The sequence below is a fragment of the Clostridium amazonense genome, from assembly GCF_056431285.1.
This window is the reverse complement of the sequence record NZ_JBWKMH010000033.1, coordinates 722,797-741,650: the sequence shown is the minus strand read 5'-3', so window position 1 is coordinate 741,650 and position 18,854 is coordinate 722,797. Positions and strand designations below refer to the sequence as shown.

At 26.2% G+C, this 18,854-nt stretch carries 17 protein-coding genes; 14 read left to right on the top strand and 3 right to left on the bottom strand.

Features of this window, described 5'->3' with window-relative positions; genetic code table 11:
* Window positions 1-4: 4 nt before the first annotated feature.
* The 10 genes from AC07E4_RS18220 (at window position 5) to AC07E4_RS18175 (ending at window position 11,284) form a co-directional block, all read left to right on the top strand.
* A complete protein-coding gene (locus AC07E4_RS18220; RefSeq protein WP_040330228.1) occupies window positions 5-652 on the top strand; it encodes a YigZ family protein in 648 nt (215 codons plus the stop codon).
* A 132-nt stretch (window positions 653-784) separates the two neighbouring features.
* On the top strand, window positions 785-1,522 hold the full coding sequence (locus AC07E4_RS18215) for a YebC/PmpR family DNA-binding transcriptional regulator (protein ID WP_040330229.1): 738 nt from the start codon (window positions 785-787) through the stop codon (window positions 1,520-1,522).
* Between the two features lie 839 nt (window positions 1,523-2,361).
* On the top strand, window positions 2,362-3,378 hold the full coding sequence (locus tag AC07E4_RS18210) for an ornithine cyclodeaminase (protein ID WP_203226306.1): 1,017 nt from the start codon (window positions 2,362-2,364) through the stop codon (window positions 3,376-3,378).
* A gap of 217 nt (window positions 3,379-3,595) precedes the next feature.
* Window positions 3,596-4,486, top strand: a complete 891-nt coding sequence (locus tag AC07E4_RS18205) for a GNAT family N-acetyltransferase (protein WP_478217106.1) — start codon at window positions 3,596-3,598, stop codon at window positions 4,484-4,486.
* A gap of 113 nt (window positions 4,487-4,599) precedes the next feature.
* Entirely contained in the window at window positions 4,600-5,553 is a 954-nt protein-coding gene (locus AC07E4_RS18200; RefSeq protein WP_040330238.1) for a patatin-like phospholipase family protein, read from the top strand.
* 229 nt (window positions 5,554-5,782) lie between these two features.
* A complete protein-coding gene (locus AC07E4_RS18195) occupies window positions 5,783-6,316 on the top strand; it encodes a hypothetical protein (protein ID WP_040330239.1) in 534 nt (177 codons plus the stop codon).
* A 76-nt stretch (window positions 6,317-6,392) separates the two neighbouring features.
* Window positions 6,393-7,085: a response regulator transcription factor gene (locus tag AC07E4_RS18190; RefSeq protein ID WP_478217105.1), complete on the top strand. Its 693-nt coding sequence runs from the start codon at window positions 6,393-6,395 to the stop codon at window positions 7,083-7,085.
* Between the two features lie 4 nt (window positions 7,086-7,089).
* Window positions 7,090-8,472: a sensor histidine kinase gene (locus tag AC07E4_RS18185; protein ID WP_478217104.1), complete on the top strand. Its 1,383-nt coding sequence runs from the start codon at window positions 7,090-7,092 to the stop codon at window positions 8,470-8,472.
* 126 nt (window positions 8,473-8,598) lie between these two features.
* Window positions 8,599-9,957 carry a hypothetical protein gene (locus tag AC07E4_RS18180; protein WP_478217103.1) on the top strand — a complete coding sequence of 453 codons (1,359 nt, stop codon included), beginning with the start codon at window positions 8,599-8,601 and terminating at the stop codon, window positions 9,955-9,957.
* Window positions 9,958-9,994: 37 nt separating this feature from the next.
* Window positions 9,995-11,284 carry a hypothetical protein gene (locus AC07E4_RS18175; RefSeq protein WP_478217102.1) on the top strand — a complete coding sequence of 430 codons (1,290 nt, stop codon included), beginning with the start codon at window positions 9,995-9,997 and terminating at the stop codon, window positions 11,282-11,284.
* Window positions 11,285-11,346: 62 nt separating this feature from the next.
* Here the strand turns inward: AC07E4_RS18175 and AC07E4_RS18170 are convergent, their stop codons facing one another.
* The 3 genes from AC07E4_RS18170 to AC07E4_RS18160 all read right to left on the bottom strand — a co-directional run bounded on the left by AC07E4_RS18170 (window position 11,347) and on the right by AC07E4_RS18160 (window position 14,898).
* Window positions 11,347-12,375, bottom strand: coding sequence for a PTS sugar transporter subunit IIC (locus AC07E4_RS18170; RefSeq protein WP_051540479.1), 1,029 nt, complete (start codon window positions 12,373-12,375; stop codon window positions 11,347-11,349).
* A 382-nt stretch (window positions 12,376-12,757) separates the two neighbouring features.
* Window positions 12,758-13,606: a response regulator gene (locus AC07E4_RS18165; protein ID WP_478217101.1), complete on the bottom strand. Its 849-nt coding sequence runs from the start codon at window positions 13,604-13,606 to the stop codon at window positions 12,758-12,760.
* A 5-nt stretch (window positions 13,607-13,611) separates the two neighbouring features.
* Window positions 13,612-14,898, bottom strand: a complete 1,287-nt coding sequence (locus AC07E4_RS18160) for an ATP-binding protein (RefSeq protein WP_478217100.1) — start codon at window positions 14,896-14,898, stop codon at window positions 13,612-13,614.
* Between the two features lie 191 nt (window positions 14,899-15,089).
* Here AC07E4_RS18160 and AC07E4_RS18155 point away from each other — a divergent pair, with 191 nt between their 5' ends.
* The 4 genes from AC07E4_RS18155 to queA all read left to right on the top strand — a co-directional run bounded on the left by AC07E4_RS18155 (window position 15,090) and on the right by queA (window position 18,849).
* Complete coding sequence (locus AC07E4_RS18155; RefSeq protein WP_040330248.1) at window positions 15,090-15,716, top strand: hypothetical protein; 627 nt, start codon at window positions 15,090-15,092, stop codon at window positions 15,714-15,716.
* Between the two features lie 329 nt (window positions 15,717-16,045).
* On the top strand, window positions 16,046-16,639 hold the full coding sequence (gene ruvA / locus AC07E4_RS18150) for a Holliday junction branch migration protein RuvA (protein ID WP_478217099.1): 594 nt from the start codon (window positions 16,046-16,048) through the stop codon (window positions 16,637-16,639).
* A gap of 34 nt (window positions 16,640-16,673) precedes the next feature.
* Window positions 16,674-17,678: a Holliday junction branch migration DNA helicase RuvB gene (ruvB, locus tag AC07E4_RS18145; protein ID WP_478217098.1), complete on the top strand. Its 1,005-nt coding sequence runs from the start codon at window positions 16,674-16,676 to the stop codon at window positions 17,676-17,678.
* 145 nt (window positions 17,679-17,823) lie between these two features.
* Entirely contained in the window at window positions 17,824-18,849 is a 1,026-nt protein-coding gene (queA, locus tag AC07E4_RS18140; RefSeq protein ID WP_040330252.1) for a tRNA preQ1(34) S-adenosylmethionine ribosyltransferase-isomerase QueA, read from the top strand.
* Window positions 18,850-18,854 lie beyond the last annotated feature (5 nt).

Genomic DNA, 18,854 nt, shown 5'->3' with positions numbered 1-18,854 from the left:
GGTTATGAGTTATTTTACAGTTAAAGATGAAGCTGAAGCTAAATTTGAAGAGAGAAAATCAGAGTTTATAGGATATGTAAAAAGAGTAACAACAGAAGAAGAGGCAAAAGAATTTGTTACTAAAATAAAAAATATGCATAAACAAGCAACACACAATTGTTCTGCTTATATTGTAGGCGAGAAAAAAAATATACAAAGATATAGTGATGATGGAGAACCACAAGGAACAGCAGGAATTCCTATATTAGAAGTAATAAAGAAAAATGATTTAACTGATGTTGCAGTAGTTGTTACTAGATATTTTGGTGGAATTCTTTTAGGGGCTGGTGGTCTTGTAAGAGCATATTCTAAGGGGGCATCAGAAGCTATAAAAGTAGCTGGAATAGTTGAAAAGGTAAAAGGAATTCAAGTGAAATTTACAATAGATTATGATTTGCTTGGGAAAATACAGTATGTATGTGGACAAAATCAGTGGCATATAGAAGATACTGTATATACTGATAAAGTTGAGATAATAATATATTGTGAAAGTAATAACTTTAATAACATGTGTGAGAAATTCACAGAATGTACTAATGGAAAAGTTATAATAGAAGATGAAGATGAAGAGTATTACTTTAAAATGGAACATAGACTTTATAAAGAAGCATAAACCTATAAAAATAAATTTATAACTATATAGTCAAGAATTTGAAAGCAAACTTTTGATATGTTATAATATTGCAGTAATATTTAAAAATGGGATGCATGAGCATTATTGATATATTAGTTAGGAGGAAATAAAATGTCAGGACATTCAAAGTGGCACAATATACAAGCGAAAAAAGGTAAAGTAGATGCTAAAAGAGGTAAAATATTTACTAAAATAGGTAAGGAAATAGTTGTAGCTGTTAAAAACGGAGGACCAAGCGAAGATACAAATGCTAGGTTAAGAGACGTTATAGCAAAAGCTAAAGCAGCAAATATGCCAAATGATACTATTCAAAGAGCAATAAAAAAAGCATCAGGAGAATTATCAGCAGTAAACTATGAAAATATAGTTTATGAAGGATATGGTCCTAATGGAGTAGCTGTAATAGTTGATGTTCTTACAGATAACAAAAATAGATCTGCAGGAAATGTTAGAAATGCCTTTACAAAAGGTGGCGGAAACATGGGTAACTCAGGTTGCGTAGGTTTCATGTTCCAAGAAAAAGGTGAAATCATCATAGAAAAAGAAGATAAAGATGATGACGAAATGATGATGATGGCATTAGAAGCAGGAGCAGAAGATTTTGCAGTAGAAGACGAAGTATATGTAGTAACAACTACACCAGAAGATTTTGGAACAGTTAGAGAAGCATTAGCAGCACAAGGAATAGAATTCTTAGAAGCTGATGTAAAAATGATTCCAGATACATACACTGCAATTGATGAAGAGACAGCTAAGAAAATGCAAAAAATGTTAGACTTACTTGAAGATGATGATGACGTTCAAGAAGTTTACCACAATGCAGAATTCCCAGAAGGATGGGAAGAATAATTCAATAGTTATATATGAATCACTTCTTATTAAATATAGGAAGTGATTTTTTGCGTTTAAATATTTGAGGTGAAAAATTTAAATTAGTGATATGGATAGATGATGTTTAAATCATTATTCGTAAAAACTTCAAAGAAACTCTAAATGTCTTTTTATTTAATTTTTAAGACTTCCCACTGAAGCGACGTCCTGTCTGGTGCAGTGGCTAATCCGTCCTTGGATTAGGTTATAAAAATTAAATAAAAATCCAATAAGATTTTTCTAAATCAGTTTTAAAAGAAATACTCATTTAAACATCACTATCCATAAATATAAGTTAATAAATTTATACTAATAAGACATGAAAAAGAGTTATATCAAGAAAGATACTTATTAAAAACATAGATTTTAATTCTTTTATGTAGCCAGGGGTTTTAACCCCGGAGAATTATAATGTGAATATAAATTTAAGAATTATAATTAAATTAGCGCCACGGATAGATGATGTTTAAATCGTTATTCGTAAAAATTAAATATTTGTAGTAGCTAATTTATTTTATAGTTTTTAAAATTAGTTAAGATTGAAAGGTGAGTTGGTAAGTTGTTATTTGAAGTTTTTTAAATACAAATAATAAGGTGTAATAATTTAACCATTAAATGTGAATGATGTTAATTTTACGTGACTACTATTAACAAAGTATTAACATTATTTGACATAAAACTAATAATTTGGTATATTTATAGTGTAAGTAATTCTTAAACGTTTTCAAAATGAACTTTTAGTAAAGAGTTCATAAGTATTTACAATTCTTCGGCCGAATAGTTAATGTTGAATAAAATTATATGAGGGGGAGTTTATTATGAAAACAAGGTATATTGATTTACCTACTATGGCAAAGTATTTAAAGTCAGTTGGTCCTGAAAAGGTTATAGAGCGTCTTATACCATATTTGGAGGATGATTATAGACGTTGGGAGGAATTTCATAAGATTCCTAGAACGGCTCATCATAGTGATATAGGTGTTCTTGAATTGATGCCAGTAGGTGATTCAGAGACTTATTCATTTAAGTATGTAAATGGTCATCCAGAAAATCCTAAACATAATTTTTTAACAGTAATGGCTATAGGTCTTTTAGCAGAGGTATCAACAGGATTCCCATTACTTTTAAGTGAATTGACATTAACAACTGCTATTCGTACTGCAGCTACTTCAGTAATGGCAGCAAAATATTTAGCTAAGCCTAATCCAAAGAAAATGGCGTTAATTGGAAACGGATGCCAAAGTGAATTCCAAGCACTTGGATTCCATCATGTATTAGGAATAGAGGAAATTTATTGTTATGATGTAGATCCAGTTGCTACTGAAAAATTAATGGAAAACCTAAAAGGTGTAAAAAATCTTAAATTAGTTAAATGTAGTAGTGCAAAGGAAGCATGTAAGGGTGTTGATATTATAACAACTATTACAGCAGATAAGAAGAATGCTATAATTATTACACCGGATATGGTTGAGCCAGGCATGCATATAAATGGTGTTGGAGGGGATTGCCCAGGTAAGACAGAACTTGATTCTAAAGTTCTTGATATGGGAAATGTTTATGTTGAATTTGAACCTCAAAGTCGTATAGAAGGCGAAATTCAGCATAGAGGTGAAGATTTTAAAGTAACTGAAATTTGGAACATAATTAAAACTGGAAAACCTATAGATAGAAAACCAGATGAAATTACTATATTTGATTCAGTAGGGTTTGCTTTGGAAGATTTTTCGATTTTAAGATTGATGTATGATATATCAAGAGAAGAAAACATAGGTGTTCCACAATCTCTTGTACCAATATTAGAAAATCCTAAAAATTTATACGGTATGTTAGCATAATGTAAACAAAAATAAGTTTTTTATATAAAAATCCAGGCAATTAAGTATATGCCTGGATTTCTTTAGTTGTAATACATTTTTAATAAACGGTTAAATGATGCAGGAGAAAGTACTTATAATGAAGAATTTATAGTGTTATAAGTTTGAATGTAGTATTAAAAATAATTTGAATTTTAAATATGGTTTATTAATAGAATAAATTTGAGAGGTGCAAATTATGAAGAGATTTCATATAAAATACAATGCAAATGAAAATATTGATTTTATTGATGAAATGTTGAGATATTCAAATGCTAATGATAATGTGGGTATTGGTTATCCAAGATATGATACAGTTAAAGAATTTATAAATGAGATAGAAAGTTATGATAGTACTTTAGAAGATAGTATTGGAATAATTTATTATGAAGATATTCCTATAGGTATTGTTGGGATTTTGTATGAAGAAGGTTCAGAAAGTGGATATTTTGTAGGTCCTATAGTGATTAAAGAGTATTTTAATGAAGAAAATGTTAAGAATATTATAAAATTAATACTTGAAAGAAAAAATTGTAATATTAAAATACTTAGAGCTGCACCACTAAATAGTAACAAGATATTGAGAAATGCTTATGAAGATAATGAATGGATTTATGATGGTGATCATAGAGTTATGGTATGTTATTTAGATAATAAAGAAAGACAAGTTAAATACAACATTAAAATGATGGAAAATGAAGAACTTACTTATAATGAGAGCATATTTAATATTTTAAATAGTACTTTTAATTGGAATGGAAGTAAAGAAGAGTATGATGATCTTTTAAGAGATGATTATTTTACTTCATGTGTATTAGATAGAGATAAAAAAGTAATGGGTCTAGTGGTTTGGTCTTTGATGGAAGATGAACAGTGTTGTGTTTTAGAATATCTTGTAGTAGATGAAAATTATAGAAATAAAGGTATTGGAAAAGCTTTAGTTAATTATGTTATTAATGATGCTATAAAAAATAATAGAAATAGCGTAGAGTTGTGTACTCAGATTAATAATAAAGCTGCAGAACTATATAGAAAAATAGGATTTGAAGATACATTAGTAATGAATTTATATAAGAGATTTAATAATTGATTATAAGTATTTCTAAGGATACAAACTTAATATTAAAATATATCTGTATATAAGAATAGAGGTTATAATTTTTGTATATAATTATTTAAAGATATATAGATGTAGGTGATAGTATGAATATAAGTTATGATTTAGAACATTTAAATATAGGGCTTGTGCTTTCTGGAGGCGGAGCTAAAGGAGCATATGAAGTTGGAGTGTTTAAGGCATTATGGGAACTTGATTTAGTAGATAATATTAAAGTTGTTTCAGGAACTTCTATAGGTAGTATTAATGCACTATTTTTAGCCATGAATGATAAAGAAATTTTAAATAGTGGATGGAGTAGTCTTTCATATTCTAGATTTATACATAAGCAAGAAAGCATAAGAATAGCTAAGGTATCGCAGCTTATAAATAGAGTTAGACATAGTGAAAATAGAATATTGGAAGAATTGAAAATTAGTGATATAGGGCTTTTATCTCAAAGTGGTATAGAAAATTTTATTGATGATTTCGTGGATATTGAAACTGTAAGAAAGTCAGAAAAAGATATATATGCTTGTACATATAATATAGATAAGGAAAGACCAGAATATTTTAAGTTAGATGAATTTAGTGAGGAAGATGTTAAAAAAATTGTTTTAGCATCATGTGCAGTTCCGTATATATTTAAACCTATAACTTTTAATGGTAATAGGTATGCTGATGGGGGAATAAATGCACCACAATACTCAAAAAACAATGTGGATAATGTACCGATAACACCACTAAAAAGTTATGATTGTGATTTTATTATAGTTGTACATTTGTCTTATAAAAATCCAATAAATAAAGATGAATTTAAAGATTCCAATATTATTGAAATTTTTCCATCATCAAGTTTAGAGCCTATAAATGGAATAGGTACAATTATTCTTGATCATCAAAGATTAATGAATAATATAGAACTTGGATATAGGGATGCTATGGTTATTTTAGCACCTATAATAATAAATTTAATTAAAGGGAAAGATATTTTACATTTGATAGATAAAAATGATGAGAGTAATAATTTATTGGTAAAGAAAAATAAAATTTTTGACTAAGTAACTAATTAAATTTATAAATATGTAATAATAGAAGAAAATACGACAATTAATGACATTATATATATATATAATTAAATAATATTTATAAAAATAAAGTTAAATTCAATTAATTGTTTTAAAGGTAAACTTATAGTAAATAATTTAAAAAATGTATAATATTATAAAAAAAATATGATATACTCCTATAGGCAATAAAAATGTATTGAGAAAATGGGAGGAATAATAATTGACAGCTTTTTTTGGAATTTTACTATTTTTATTTGTATTATGTATTATAGCTATTATATGTTCAGTTACAAAGAAAAAAAAGGGCTTTAGGTTCGTTTCTTTTGTAATAATTTTAGTATGCTTTTTTGAAGTTGTAATGTTTAAAAACTTATTTATGAAGACTTATGTTGAAGCTTTGAATTTAAACTGGAATATAAGTTTACCAAAACCTTATAAGCAAATAAATATACTAGATAGTGGGGGAAGTTTTAAAGGTAACAAGGAAAGTATCAAAAAGCTTGAATATAGTCAAGATGACATAAAAAGGATAAAGGAAGAAGCTAATTGGAATAAATCTAATGAGTACATAGTGTATGACATGAAAAAGTTTTACAATGAATCTAATAATAAATTAAAAAAGAAAGATTTAGATATAGGTAATAGTAATGATTTTTTATGTTTGCATAAATTTAAAAATAAAGAAAATGATTGGATAACAATGTTGTTGGATGAAAAAAATAGAGAAGTGTATGTGTTTGAATCAAAAGTATAAATGTATACAAAAGCCTTTGAGTTTTTATAAATTCAAAGGCTTTTGTATACATTTACAATTGAAGTGAGGGGATAATTTGAAAAATAAAGTTTTAATTATAGAAGATGAGAAAAATATTGTAGATATCTTGTATTTTTCTTTTAGAAAAGAAAATTTAGATGTTAGATATGCATATAATGGCAGAGAAGGTTTGGATTTAATAGATGTGTTTAAACCAGATTTGATTATTTTAGACGTAATGCTTCCAGATATGAGTGGATTTGATATATGTAAAACTGTTAATTTTAATTATAGAATTCCTATTCTAATGTTAACAGCTAGAAATGATATTGAAGATAAAATATTAGGATTGGAATTAGGTGCAGATGACTATATAACTAAACCTTTTAATGTTAAAGAAGTAATAATTAGAGCAAAGGTTATTTTAAGAAGAATAGAAAAATTTTCTCTATATTATAATTTAGAAGATGATGAAATTATAAAGGTAAATGATGATATTATAATTTATACAAAATCTAGAGTAGTAAAGAAGCGTGGAGAAGAAATAAAATTAAAGCCACGAGAGTATGATTTATTGTTGTTATTATCAAAGAATAAAGAAAAAGTATTTTCAAGGGAGAATTTATTAGAAAGTGTATGGACTCTTGATTTTGAAGGTGATATTAGAACAGTTGATGTTCATGTCCAAAGATTAAGAAAGAAATTAGATGATAAATGTGGACAATCTATAATTACTACAATATTTGGGGTTGGATATAAAATGAGGTGATTTTATGAAGATAAAATACAAGTTTTTATGTGGATTATTAACTATAAGTATACTAATTCTTATTATGTTAAACGTATCATTTTATAAACTTATGGAAGAAAATAATAAAAAAATAGTATTAAAAGAAATGGAAAATTTATATTATTTATCTAAAGAATACATTAAAAATGATTTTTTATTTTCAGATGAACATTATTTTGAAGAAGATTCATCTAAACTATGTAAGGAAATAAGCAATATGAATGATTGCAAAGTTACTATTTATGATAAAAAGAACCATGTTATAAATACATCCTATGGTGGAAATACTTTTAAAATCATAAATGATTCAGAATTTAAAAGTAAAAAAATGAAACAAATAGACTTAGCAAAAGAAGATAAAAGTTCATTTAAAATAAATAAAATACAAGGAGATACTGTTGCAACAGTGGCCTTTCCTATATATAAAAATGAAAATATATTATGTGTAATTACATTTGATAAATATTATACTCATATATATAAATCATCAGAAAAAATATTTAAGTCTCTAAAATTAATAATAATTTTAGGATTTATAGTATTAGATACATTCACATATATATTATCCATATCTATAACAAAACCAATAATTAAGTTAAATAAAGTAGCTAAAGAAATTGCTAATGGAAATTATAATGAAAACATAGAAATTAAATCAAAAGATGAAATTGGAGAATTATCAAATCAGATTTCAATTATGAAAAATAAAATTAGTAATCAAATTGAACATATAAATGAAATTGCAAAATACAGAAAAAACTTTTTTGACAATGTTACACATGAATTAAAAACTCCATTGACCATAATAAAAGGATATTCAGAAATTTTAATTAATGAAGAAGTTGATAATGACTTTAATAAAATTTCATTAAATCATATAAAGGATGAAAGTGAAAGATTACATAATATGGTTATAGAACTTTTAGAAGTATCTAAAGAGGATATATTAAATGAGAGTAAATTGGATATGAAGAAAGTGAATATATCGAACTTAATCGAAGATATTTGTTATCATATGAGTTTTAAAGCCAATAAATATAATATGGATATAAATGAGGAGCTAGAAGATGATATTTTCATCTGGGGAGATGAAAATAAATTAAAGCAAGTATTTATAAATATTTTAGACAATGCTATAAAATATGGAAAAGAGAATGAGGTTATATATATAAAGGAAAGTGTTAAAGAAAATAAAGTAAATATAAATGTAATAAATAAAACAACGGATTATAAAGAAAAAGAAAAAGGAAGTTTAGGTATAGGGCTTAATTTAAGCAAAGTTATAACAAAGCTTCATTATGGAAATTTAGATTTTTATAATGAAAATGGAGTAAATAAAGTTAATATTGAGTTTCCGTGTATATGAAAATAACAGGTACTAGAAATAATTTAAATTTGGCAATAACTTGGCAACATATATATTAAAATTGGTAACAACTTAAAACTAATATAGTAAGTAATAATAAAAGTATTTTAAATTTGAGGTGATGAGTTGGGGAGAAAAATTTCAAAATATTTATTGATGATTATTACTATAAGCATAATGATAAATTTTTGTGGTTGTGAAAGTGGAAAGGAGGAAGATAAAAATAAAAGTAAAGATGATATTGTAGTATTAGAAAACAATCCATCCAAAGCTATTGATGATCACTTAACATTTAAAATAAATAAAAGTGTAGAAAGAAATGAAAGTGAAAAAGATGTAGTTCCTTTTAAAAGTAGATATAAAGTAAGGTTAAATAAAGACAATGTAGTAGAAGTTAAAGATAATGAAACAAAAAATAAAAAGTACAGTATTGAAAAAATACAAATGAAAGATAAATATATTAAAAATAAATTTTGTACTAATAATGGTAGTGATATATTTTTTTTAGGTTATGATGAAGATAAGAATATGGGAATAATGAAAACAAATTTAAGTGGGAAAATATTAAAAGTAATAGAACTGAATAGTAAAGATAAGATAAATAATTTTTATTTGTTACAAAATGAAAGTATTGTTTTTAGTGGTATTTATAATAGAGAAAGTGGAGTTTTTTATTATAATAGCCAAAATAAAGAAATAAGTAAAATGTTAAATGGAAAAAACATTGTTTTTACAGTTTCACCGGACGAAAGAAAGATAGTGTATAGCATATTAAAGTCAAAAAATAAATTAAATTTATATGGTGCAAAATTTAATGAAAATAAGTTATTAAAAAACGATTTGATTTATGAAAATGTTTCTAGAAAGTCACTAAATCTTAATGATTCAAAATGGAATAGTAATTCTAAGATACTTTTAATAAAAAAGGATAAAAGTGATAAAGAAAACTATACTATTTCATTTGATGAAGGAACTGAAGAGATAGAAATGATGATAAAAAAATTTATAACCTTTTATTACACTGTAGATGAAGAGGTTTATAAAAAATATGATAAGGTCATGAATGATATATCTATGAAAACGGAAAATGCATTTCAAAATATGGAAACAGAACTTGAAAATGATGTAAAGGTGTATAAAGATGATAAAGGTTGTATGATTGTATACAATGGCAAGGAAATAGAAGATTTAATTGAGAGTATAAACCCATATGTAAATAAAGAGTTTAAAACAAATATTCTTAGATGGTATCCTTATAATAGTTGGAATGATGGATTTAAATTTAAATATTGTTATGAACCTAGCAATATAGAAGTTACAAATATAGCTTTAAAGGATGACTATATAGAATGTAATTGTAAATTTCAAATTGTTAAAAAAGTAAGCAATGATGAAGAAACTACTGAAAAAGAAATGAAGATTGTAATAGAATATGATGTTGATAGATGGGTAATAAATGAGCGTACAGAATTAGGGGATCAATAATAATGAGAAGTGCTTCTAAATTTAAGGGGATGATTATATGAAGAAAAATTTAAAAGTAATATTAATAATTATGGCGGCAATTATGACAATTACTTTTTATGGTTGTGAAAATAAAAAAGGTAAAGAAAAAAATAATAAAAAGGATATTGTTATTTTAGAAGAAAATATAAGAGAAAAAGATGAAAAAGAAGATGATTTACAATTTATTATACAAAAAAGTGTAAAAGGTAGTAAAGATATACCAGCATTTAAGTCAAAGTATGAAATTGGTATGATTATAGAAGATGATACTAAAATAATAAAAGTTAAAGATACTGAAAAAGATACAACGGAAGAAATAAAGTTTATGAAAGGTGACTCAAGTGAAGAAGAAAAACTTAGAACTAATGATGGTAAAAATATATTTTTTTTAGGTTACAATAAACTTAGAAATAGAGGAATAATGCGTGTAAATTTAAGCGGAAAGGCAGAGACGATACTAGAGCTAGACGGCAAAAAAGATAGAATATCAGATTTTAATATATTAAAAAGTGAAAAAATTATTTTTTCAGGAACTTTTAATAGTGAAAAAGGATTATTTTATTTTAATAGAACAAAAAACGAGATAAAAACTATTTTAAAAGGTAGGGATGTTGCATACACAATTTCTCCAGATGAAAGAAAAATTATATATATAGCTTTGTCATCTGAAAATAAGTTTAATTTATATGCAGGAAAATTAGAGGAAGATAAAATTACAAGTAATGAATTACTTTATGAAAATGTGCCACAAAATATATTGAATTGGAATAATGTGTTATGGGAAGAAAATTCAAAAGCTGCATTAGTTGTAAAATTAAAAGAAGATAAAGAAGTGAAAGAATACTATGAAATCAAATTTGATGAGGGAATAGATGAAATAGAGAATGTTGTAACTAAGTTTATAACTGGATTTTATACAGTGAATAAAGAGGTATATGAAAAAGATAATAAGATTATTAATAAAGTATTTGAAGATACTTACACAGAAAATGATTTCTATGAAAATTGTGCTCCAATAGTTCCATATGTTAGTGATAAATTAAAATCAATTATAATTAATGATAGACTATATCCATATAAGGAGAGTTTGGAAGAGTATAAAAGGAAAAATGTTTATTATGAAGTAGAAGATATAGGGATTTCTGATATTACAACTAAAGATGAATATATTACATGTGAATGTAAATTTAAATTAATTAAAATAGTAGATGAGAGTAAAGAAGTTGAAGAAAAAGAAAAAACTATATGTTTGGAGTGGGATATTGATAGATGGGTAGTAAATGAACTTACTGGCGTATATGATTAATTATAAAGAAAAGAGTTTGAGAAAAGTCACATGACAAATTCCAAACTCTTTTTTCTTAATTTTTAGGCAATTTCACTATCTATTTTAGATGTGCAAGAAGTATTTCTTTTATTCTTAAATACAATTCCACCTAAAATACCAGCGACTGTACCACCTAATATAGCGAAAATTAATGCAAATATAACGTTTCTAGGAGTATTAAATGCAAAAGGTGCAAGAAGTCCAGGGATTGGTGAAGCAGTTCCCGGTGCATTGTTTATAATTTTGAAGAATGCAGCTGAAAGGCCAGCAAGTCCGCCACCTATAAAGTTAGAACAATATATAGGAATTGCATTTTTAGTTATTATATGTGCTTGAGTTAGAGGTTCTAGCATAACAGCTATTACATTACTCTTATTACCTAACTTAAGTTTGTGAAAAATTATTCCATTTGTAAATGATCCACCTACACAAGCTATAGATGCTATACCCATTGCTAATCCTTTAAGTCCTAACATTGCAGTAAGGGCCATTGAACTTAATGGGGATGTACAAATCATTTTCATTATACCACCTAATAAGAATCCCATAATTAGAGGAGATTGTTCAGCAGCAACAGTAATCATATTACCTATATTTACAAGTGTAGCATTTACTATAGGATCTACAGCAAAAGCTAATAATCTAGCAAGTGGAGCTATAAGTAGAGCCCCTATTATTATATTTAAACCTTCAGGGAGTTTTTTTTCAAGAAGAGGAGATATAAGTCCTACAACATAACCAGCTATAAATCCTGGTAATATACCAAAGCCACCTACAGCAACTCCGGCTGCAACTGAAAATACAGGGTTAGATCCCATACTTAGAGAAACTAGTATAACAGCAGCAACGCCACCAAGACTTCCAGATGTTGAACCTACAGTACTTAAAAAACTTATGTTTAATAAATCACCTGTGATATACTTGTGAATTGCTTCTACTAAAAATGTAGCTACAGCAGCGTTTGCAAGACCAGACATAGCCTTACCACCTTTAGGCATCTTAGTACTAAATAACGAAAAAAGGGTGAGTGTTAGTAATAGTAATCCTATTCCTTGTAATATTGTTAACATAAAATCCCTCCTATATAAATACGTAAATCCATTAATCAATAAATTCAATAGATAAAAGTTTATTTATTTATCATTATAATAGTTGATTACAAAAAAACTCAGAAAAATACAAAAAGTAAAAATAAAAAAATCAAAATAAAGAAAATTCAATAAAATGTTAACATATATTAATAAAAATCAAAGAAAGAAAACACTTTACTTCATTAAATTGGAATGTGATATCTATTGGGTTTATGAAAAGGTTTTAAGTGATATTAAATATTTTCTAGAAATTATTATCTAGATTATAAATAAAGAATAAAAAGAATAAAGAAAAAACATGAAATATAACTTGCAAAAAAATAAGTTGTATTTCATGTCTAATTAATTTAAATATTAAAATTTAATTTTGGCTATAAAAGATAAGTGCATTAATAAATTTTTTTATGTTTATTTTTCCGTGGGAACTACTAATACCTCTAATATAATCCATTTCTTTTTTTACTTGTTCAAAATTATAAAGAGTGTTGGAATATTCGTTGAAAATTTCATTCATATAATCTTCTATACCTATATTAGCTAAATTTATCATGCCTACACTCGCAGCTCGTCGTATTCTTTGTTCCATAGTCTTAGGATTATCGGTAAATTTATTGCATAACTCACTTAAAGTATAATCATAAACAGTTTCATAAGAATCAATTAGATATTCTACAAGAGTTAGTATATCCTTACTACCTAGTTCACCCATTATGCCTAATCTCTGAAGTACAGTTTTTAGCTTTATAATATGTTTAGATTCTTTTGGTGTATTATTATCTATAGATATATTATCTGTTGGAGATATTTCGCTTAATAATAAGTTTTGCATTTTATTAAGTGTTCTATTCATAGCTATATTTTTAGATACGTTTTTAATAATTTTCTCTACTTCTATAGCATTTACTGGTTTTTGAATGAAAAATTCTATTCCGTTTTCATAAGCCTTTGATATCATATCTTTAGCATTTACTTGTGATAACATAATAAAATTAGTATTTATGTTTTTACATTCTTGTACTACAGAAATACCATCCATAAGCGGCATCAATAAATCTAAAATAACAATATCAGGAAGAAGGTTTTTAATATCTTCTATTCCATCTAATCCATTTGTAGAATAGCCTATAACTTCACCAAGTTCTCTATCTTCTATAATTATTTTCAATATATTTATTATATTTATATCATCATCTATTAGAAAAAATTTCATAAACTTTAAACCTCCAATATATTCTTTGGTATTTTTATCAAAAATCTTGTACCAATATCTTCCTTAGAATCAACGGTGATAGTTCCTTGTAACTCTTTGGTTACTATGTCTTTAACTAAGCTTAAACCTAAACCTCTATTAATTTCACCTGTATTATAATTTATTTTAGTAGAAAATCCAGGAGAAAAAATTAAACTTAGATGATCTTCTTTTATACCATTTCCATCATCTTTAATTTCAAAAATATGATATAAATCATCTGAAGTATGATTAAACCATATATGATTTAAGTTAGGAGATGGTGAAATGGCTTCTGTAGAATTAGTGATAAGATTTCTAAAAACTGACATAAGAAAATAATGCTTATTTGTCAAGAAATCATTGTTTGTACTTATTATAAGTTCTATATTTTTGTTTGAATTATAAATTTCTCTTTCTATAGTTTCTTTTAATATTAGCAGTATAACTTTGAAAGAGGTTGAATTATTAACATCAGTGGTGTCTAAAGCTTCTTTAATACCACGAACTATTAAAGAATATTCTTTTTTTACCTCATGAATATCTTTTGCAATAGTTAATGCTGAGGTAGACCAGGTTTTTATATCTCTATTTTGCTTGATTTTTTCAAACAATTCATATGAAATGGACATAGTATTTTCAATTTGGTACATGTTCTTTTCCATCCAAAAAATTTCACATTTAAGCTTAGAAGTTGTTAAAAGTAATTTTTTATATCTTTCAGCGTGTTCCTTTTTTAATAATAAAATTTCATAGTAATCAAGACAAAAAAATATTATAACAACTATAACTGTTCTAAGTGTAGCAACGAAAATAAGACTTTGCTGAATGGTAGAAGAAAAGCATTCGGGCCCAATTCTTACATACATTTCTAGTAAATTTGAAAGATAGTCTATTAGAATCATTATAATGAAAAAAAATTTACTGTTAAAATTATTTTTAAAGTGTTTAGTATATAAGTAAAAAAGAAATCCATAACCAATATAAAACAATATTTCAGGTGCATATAATGCCAAAATGTTATTGTAATTACCATGGATAAGAAAATGTAATAAAATTCTTAACAAGAAAACACCTAATCCAGAAAAAATACTAGCTAGAATCACATTAAAATCTTCTAAAACATAAAGTGTTATAGGGAGTAATATTATGGCAAACGATACTTTAAGTTCCGTGGAAAATATATTAATATGCATTTGAGATATAAGAGAAATTACAATACTTATAAAAGCAACTTTCTTAAAATTTGTTGTAATATTTTTTGAAAAACACATAAAAATCATCCTTTTACAATATTTAAATTAGAAAATTAAATTTATTGAAAAAATTATCTACATTATAACTTTATAAAAATTATATTATTAATATTATCATAAAATCTACTGATTTTAAAAATTATTGATGAAAAGTGTATAAAAAAATACTTTATGGATAAAATTCCCTATATAAAGGAGGGAATTAAGATATGCTAGAAAAAATTAAAAAATATAAAAATCAAATAGCTATTTCAACTGGAGTACTATTAATTTTATTTATTAGTTCTTATACAATAAGTAGATACAATTTTAAAGATAAAGATGTTAATACATTAACTAAAGAAACTGCATCTCAAAATATAAAATCAGAAGGTGCTGAAATAAAATTCCTTATAAAATATAGTAATTGCAATGATTTTATAGAAGATGAAAAAATGAACAAAATAGTTGAAAAAGATAAAGACAAGTTGAAAGGTTTAACTCAAAAAGAACTAGAGGAAATTTATAAAGAATATAATTACAAATTAAGCAAATGTATAGATAATAAAATTGAGTTTGTAAAAGACATTGAAGGATATCAATATGGAAATGGTAAATTTTTTATAGGAATTAGTGGAGAAAAAGTTGTTATTTATAATAGAAACCAAGAAGGGAATTTAATTATAGCAGAAAGTGTAGTTCCTAATGGAAGAAGCGAAGATCAAAGACCTATAAAATTAAATAATATTAAAGATAAGGGAAATCTTACAGAAACACTTTATGAAGGAAAAAAAGAATATCAATTTGATACAAAAGAAGAAGCGTTAGAATATGCAAAAGCTTTATGTAATTCATAAAAAATAGCAGACACGTATACTTGTGTGTATAAGTGTTTGCTATTTTTATTATAAAGAAATTTAAATTTGTATTATAACCTTTTTCACTCTTACTTTTTATTTGGTTTTAAATGTAATGATAGAAATAAACTATAATCTTAGAAGTATCTTTTTGATAAAGACGTTATTTAAACTTCGAAGTTGGAACCCTATAAATCATGCTATAATATTGTTTAGAGTTGAATGAAAAATATTTAAATGTTAATCTATTATAAGAATAAAGACATAAATTTAGATTAAATCAATACAAAATGGATTAGTATGAATTTTTATTTAAGGAAGTGATAATAATGTATGAATATATAAAAGGAAATTTTATTTGTATAAATAAAGATTATGTTGTCATAGAAAATAACAATATAGGATATAAAATATTTACATCAGGAAACACTATGGCGAATATGCCAACTACAAAAGAAGAGGTGTTACTTTATACTATACAAATTGTAAGGGAAGATTTTATAGGATTATATGGATTTCTAACAAAAGAAGAACTTAGTATGTTTAATTTACTTATAACAATAAATGGTGTGGGTGCAAAAGCTGCATTATCATTACTTTCTATATGTAATGTAAATAATCTTAAATATGCAATTTTAAGTGGAGATGAAAAAACTATAACAAAGGCTCCGGGAATAGGTAAAAAAATTGCACAAAGGGTTATACTTGAATTGAAAGATAAGTTAGATTTAAATGAAATTATAGACAAAGATGTTAAAGATGAGACTATGATAGAAATGGATAGTATACATAATGAAGCTTTTGGAGCATTATTAGCATTAGGTTATTCAGAAAAAGAAGCTGAAAAGGCAATAAAAGCTGTTGGAAAAGAAGCAACTGTAGAAGAGATGATAAAAAAATGCTTGAGATACTTAATGGTTTAAAGTATGTATTGAGTTATAGAAAAGGGGTGTCTAGGTGGAAGATAGACTTATTACTTCTGAATTTACATCAGAAGATTGTGATGTTGAATACTCTTTAAGACCTCAAAGGTTAAAGGAATATATTGGTCAAGAAAAGGTTAAGGCAAGATTAGAAATATTCTTAGAAGCGGCAAAAATGAGAAATGAACCATTGGATCATACATTGTTTTATGGACCTCCAGGTCTTGGAAAAACAACACTTGCAAATATAATTGCAAAAGAAATGGGTGGAAATTTAAAGGTTACATCAGGACCTGCTATTGAAAGGGCTGGAGATTTAGCATCTATACTTACATCTTTATGTGATAATGATGTTTTATTTATAGACGAAATTCATAGATTAAATAGAGCTGTAGAGGAAATATTATATCCTGCTATGGAAGATTATTCTTTGGATATAATAATAGGAAAAGGGGCATCTGCGAAATCTATAAGATTAGATTTACCTAGATTTACATTGATAGGGGCTACTACTAGGGTTGGTCTTTTAACAGCTCCACTTAGAGATAGATTTGGAGTGCTATGTCCTATGGAATATTATAATGATGAAGAACTTAAGGAAATAGTTGTAAGATCTTCTCATATATTGGGCGCAGATATAGATGATGATGCTGCTCTTGAAATATCTAGAAGGTCAAGAGGTACGCCTAGGGTTGCAAATAGGTTATTAAAGAGAGTTAGAGATTTTGCAGTAGTTAAAGGTGATGGTAGAATCAGTAAAGATATAGCTGATGATGCAGCAAAATTATTAGAAATAGATAGTGAGGGATTTGATCAAGTTGATAATAAAATTCTAGAAGCTATAATATATAATTTTAGTGGTGGTCCAGTTGGAATTGAAACATTAGCTTATTATATAGGAGAAGAATTAGGTTCTTTAGAAGATGTGTACGAACCATTTTTAATACAGAAAGGATTTATAATAAGGACTCCAAGGGGAAGAATAGCATCAGAAAAAGCATACAAACATTTTGGTATAGAAAGGTCTAACAAAAATTAAAAATAATTTGTTATATCATAAACATATATGGTAAAATAGATAATCTAGGCGTTTTGTGTAGAATGAATGTGAAAACATAGTTTGTTTTTCAAAAGCCTATTTAATCTATTAATTAGTTAATTAATTTTTAGGAAGGTGTATATTAGTGAAAGTTAAGGACTTCTATTTTGATTTGCCAGAAGAACTTATAGCACAAGTACCATTAGAAAAAAGAGATGAATCTAGACTTATGGTAGTTGATAGAAAAACTGGTGAGTTAGAACATAAAAAATTTAAAAACATCATAGAATATCTAGAGCCTGGTGATTGTTTAGTTTTAAATGATACAAGGGTTATGCCAGCTAGATTATATGGAGCAAAAGAAGGTACAGGAGCAAAAATGGAATTTTTGCTATTAAGAAGAATAGAAAAAGATTTATGGGAAATTCTTGTAAGACCTGGAAAAAGAGCAAAAGTAGGCAATAGATTTGTATTTGGAAATGGAGAACTTAAAGGTGAAATAGTAAAAGTTCAAGATGATGGAAATAGAATAGTAAAGTTTGAATATGAAGGTATATTTGAAGAAGTGCTTGATAGACTAGGTGAAATGCCATTACCACCATACATAACAGAAAAGTTACAAGATAAGGAAAGATATCAAACAGTATATTCAAGAGAAGTAGGTTCTGCAGCAGCACCTACAGCTGGACTGCATTTTACAGATGAACTTTTAGAAGAAGTAAAAGCAAAAGGTATAAAAATAGCATTTGTAACACTGCATGTTGGACTTGGAACATTTAGACCAGTTAAAGCTGAAACTGTAGAAGATCACCAAATGCATGCGGAGCACTATTACTTAAGTGAAGAAAATGCTAAGATAATAAACAGTGCAAAAGAAAATGGAAAGAGAGTAATTGCTGTAGGTACAACATCTAATAGAACATTAGAAAGTATAGCTAGTGAAAATGGAAGAGTTAAAGAAGAGTCAGGATATACTAGTATATTTATATATCCAGGATATAAATTCAAAATAGTAGATGCTCTTATAACAAATTTTCATTTACCAGAATCAACACTAATAATGTTAATCAGTGCATTTTCAACTAGAGATATAGTAATGAATGCGTATAGTGAAGCTGTTAAAGAAAGATACAGATTTTTTAGTTTTGGAGATGCTATGTTCTTACATTAATTTTG

What these genes read in the sequence shown, in the direction of transcription:
- AC07E4_RS18220 (WP_040330228.1), top strand. Translation starts at nt 5, where the DNA reads ATGAGTTATTTTACAGTTAAAGATGAAGCTGAAGCTAAATTTGAAGAG.
- AC07E4_RS18205 (WP_478217106.1), top strand. Translation starts at nt 3,596, where the DNA reads ATGAAGAGATTTCATATAAAATACAATGCAAATGAAAATATTGATTTT.
- AC07E4_RS18210 (WP_203226306.1), top strand. Translation starts at nt 2,362, where the DNA reads ATGAAAACAAGGTATATTGATTTACCTACTATGGCAAAGTATTTAAAG.
- AC07E4_RS18185 (WP_478217104.1), top strand. Translation starts at nt 7,090, where the DNA reads ATGAAGATAAAATACAAGTTTTTATGTGGATTATTAACTATAAGTATA.
- AC07E4_RS18175 (WP_478217102.1), top strand. Translation starts at nt 9,995, where the DNA reads ATGAAGAAAAATTTAAAAGTAATATTAATAATTATGGCGGCAATTATG.
- ruvA (WP_478217099.1), top strand. Translation starts at nt 16,046, where the DNA reads ATGTATGAATATATAAAAGGAAATTTTATTTGTATAAATAAAGATTAT.
- AC07E4_RS18155 (WP_040330248.1), top strand. Translation starts at nt 15,090, where the DNA reads ATGCTAGAAAAAATTAAAAAATATAAAAATCAAATAGCTATTTCAACT.
- AC07E4_RS18200 (WP_040330238.1), top strand. Translation starts at nt 4,600, where the DNA reads ATGAATATAAGTTATGATTTAGAACATTTAAATATAGGGCTTGTGCTT.
- AC07E4_RS18170 (WP_051540479.1), bottom strand. Translation starts at nt 12,375, where the DNA reads ATGTTAACAATATTACAAGGAATAGGATTACTATTACTAACACTCACC.
- AC07E4_RS18215 (WP_040330229.1), top strand. Translation starts at nt 785, where the DNA reads ATGTCAGGACATTCAAAGTGGCACAATATACAAGCGAAAAAAGGTAAA.
- AC07E4_RS18160 (WP_478217100.1), bottom strand. Translation starts at nt 14,898, where the DNA reads ATGTGTTTTTCAAAAAATATTACAACAAATTTTAAGAAAGTTGCTTTT.
- AC07E4_RS18165 (WP_478217101.1), bottom strand. Translation starts at nt 13,606, where the DNA reads ATGAAATTTTTTCTAATAGATGATGATATAAATATAATAAATATATTG.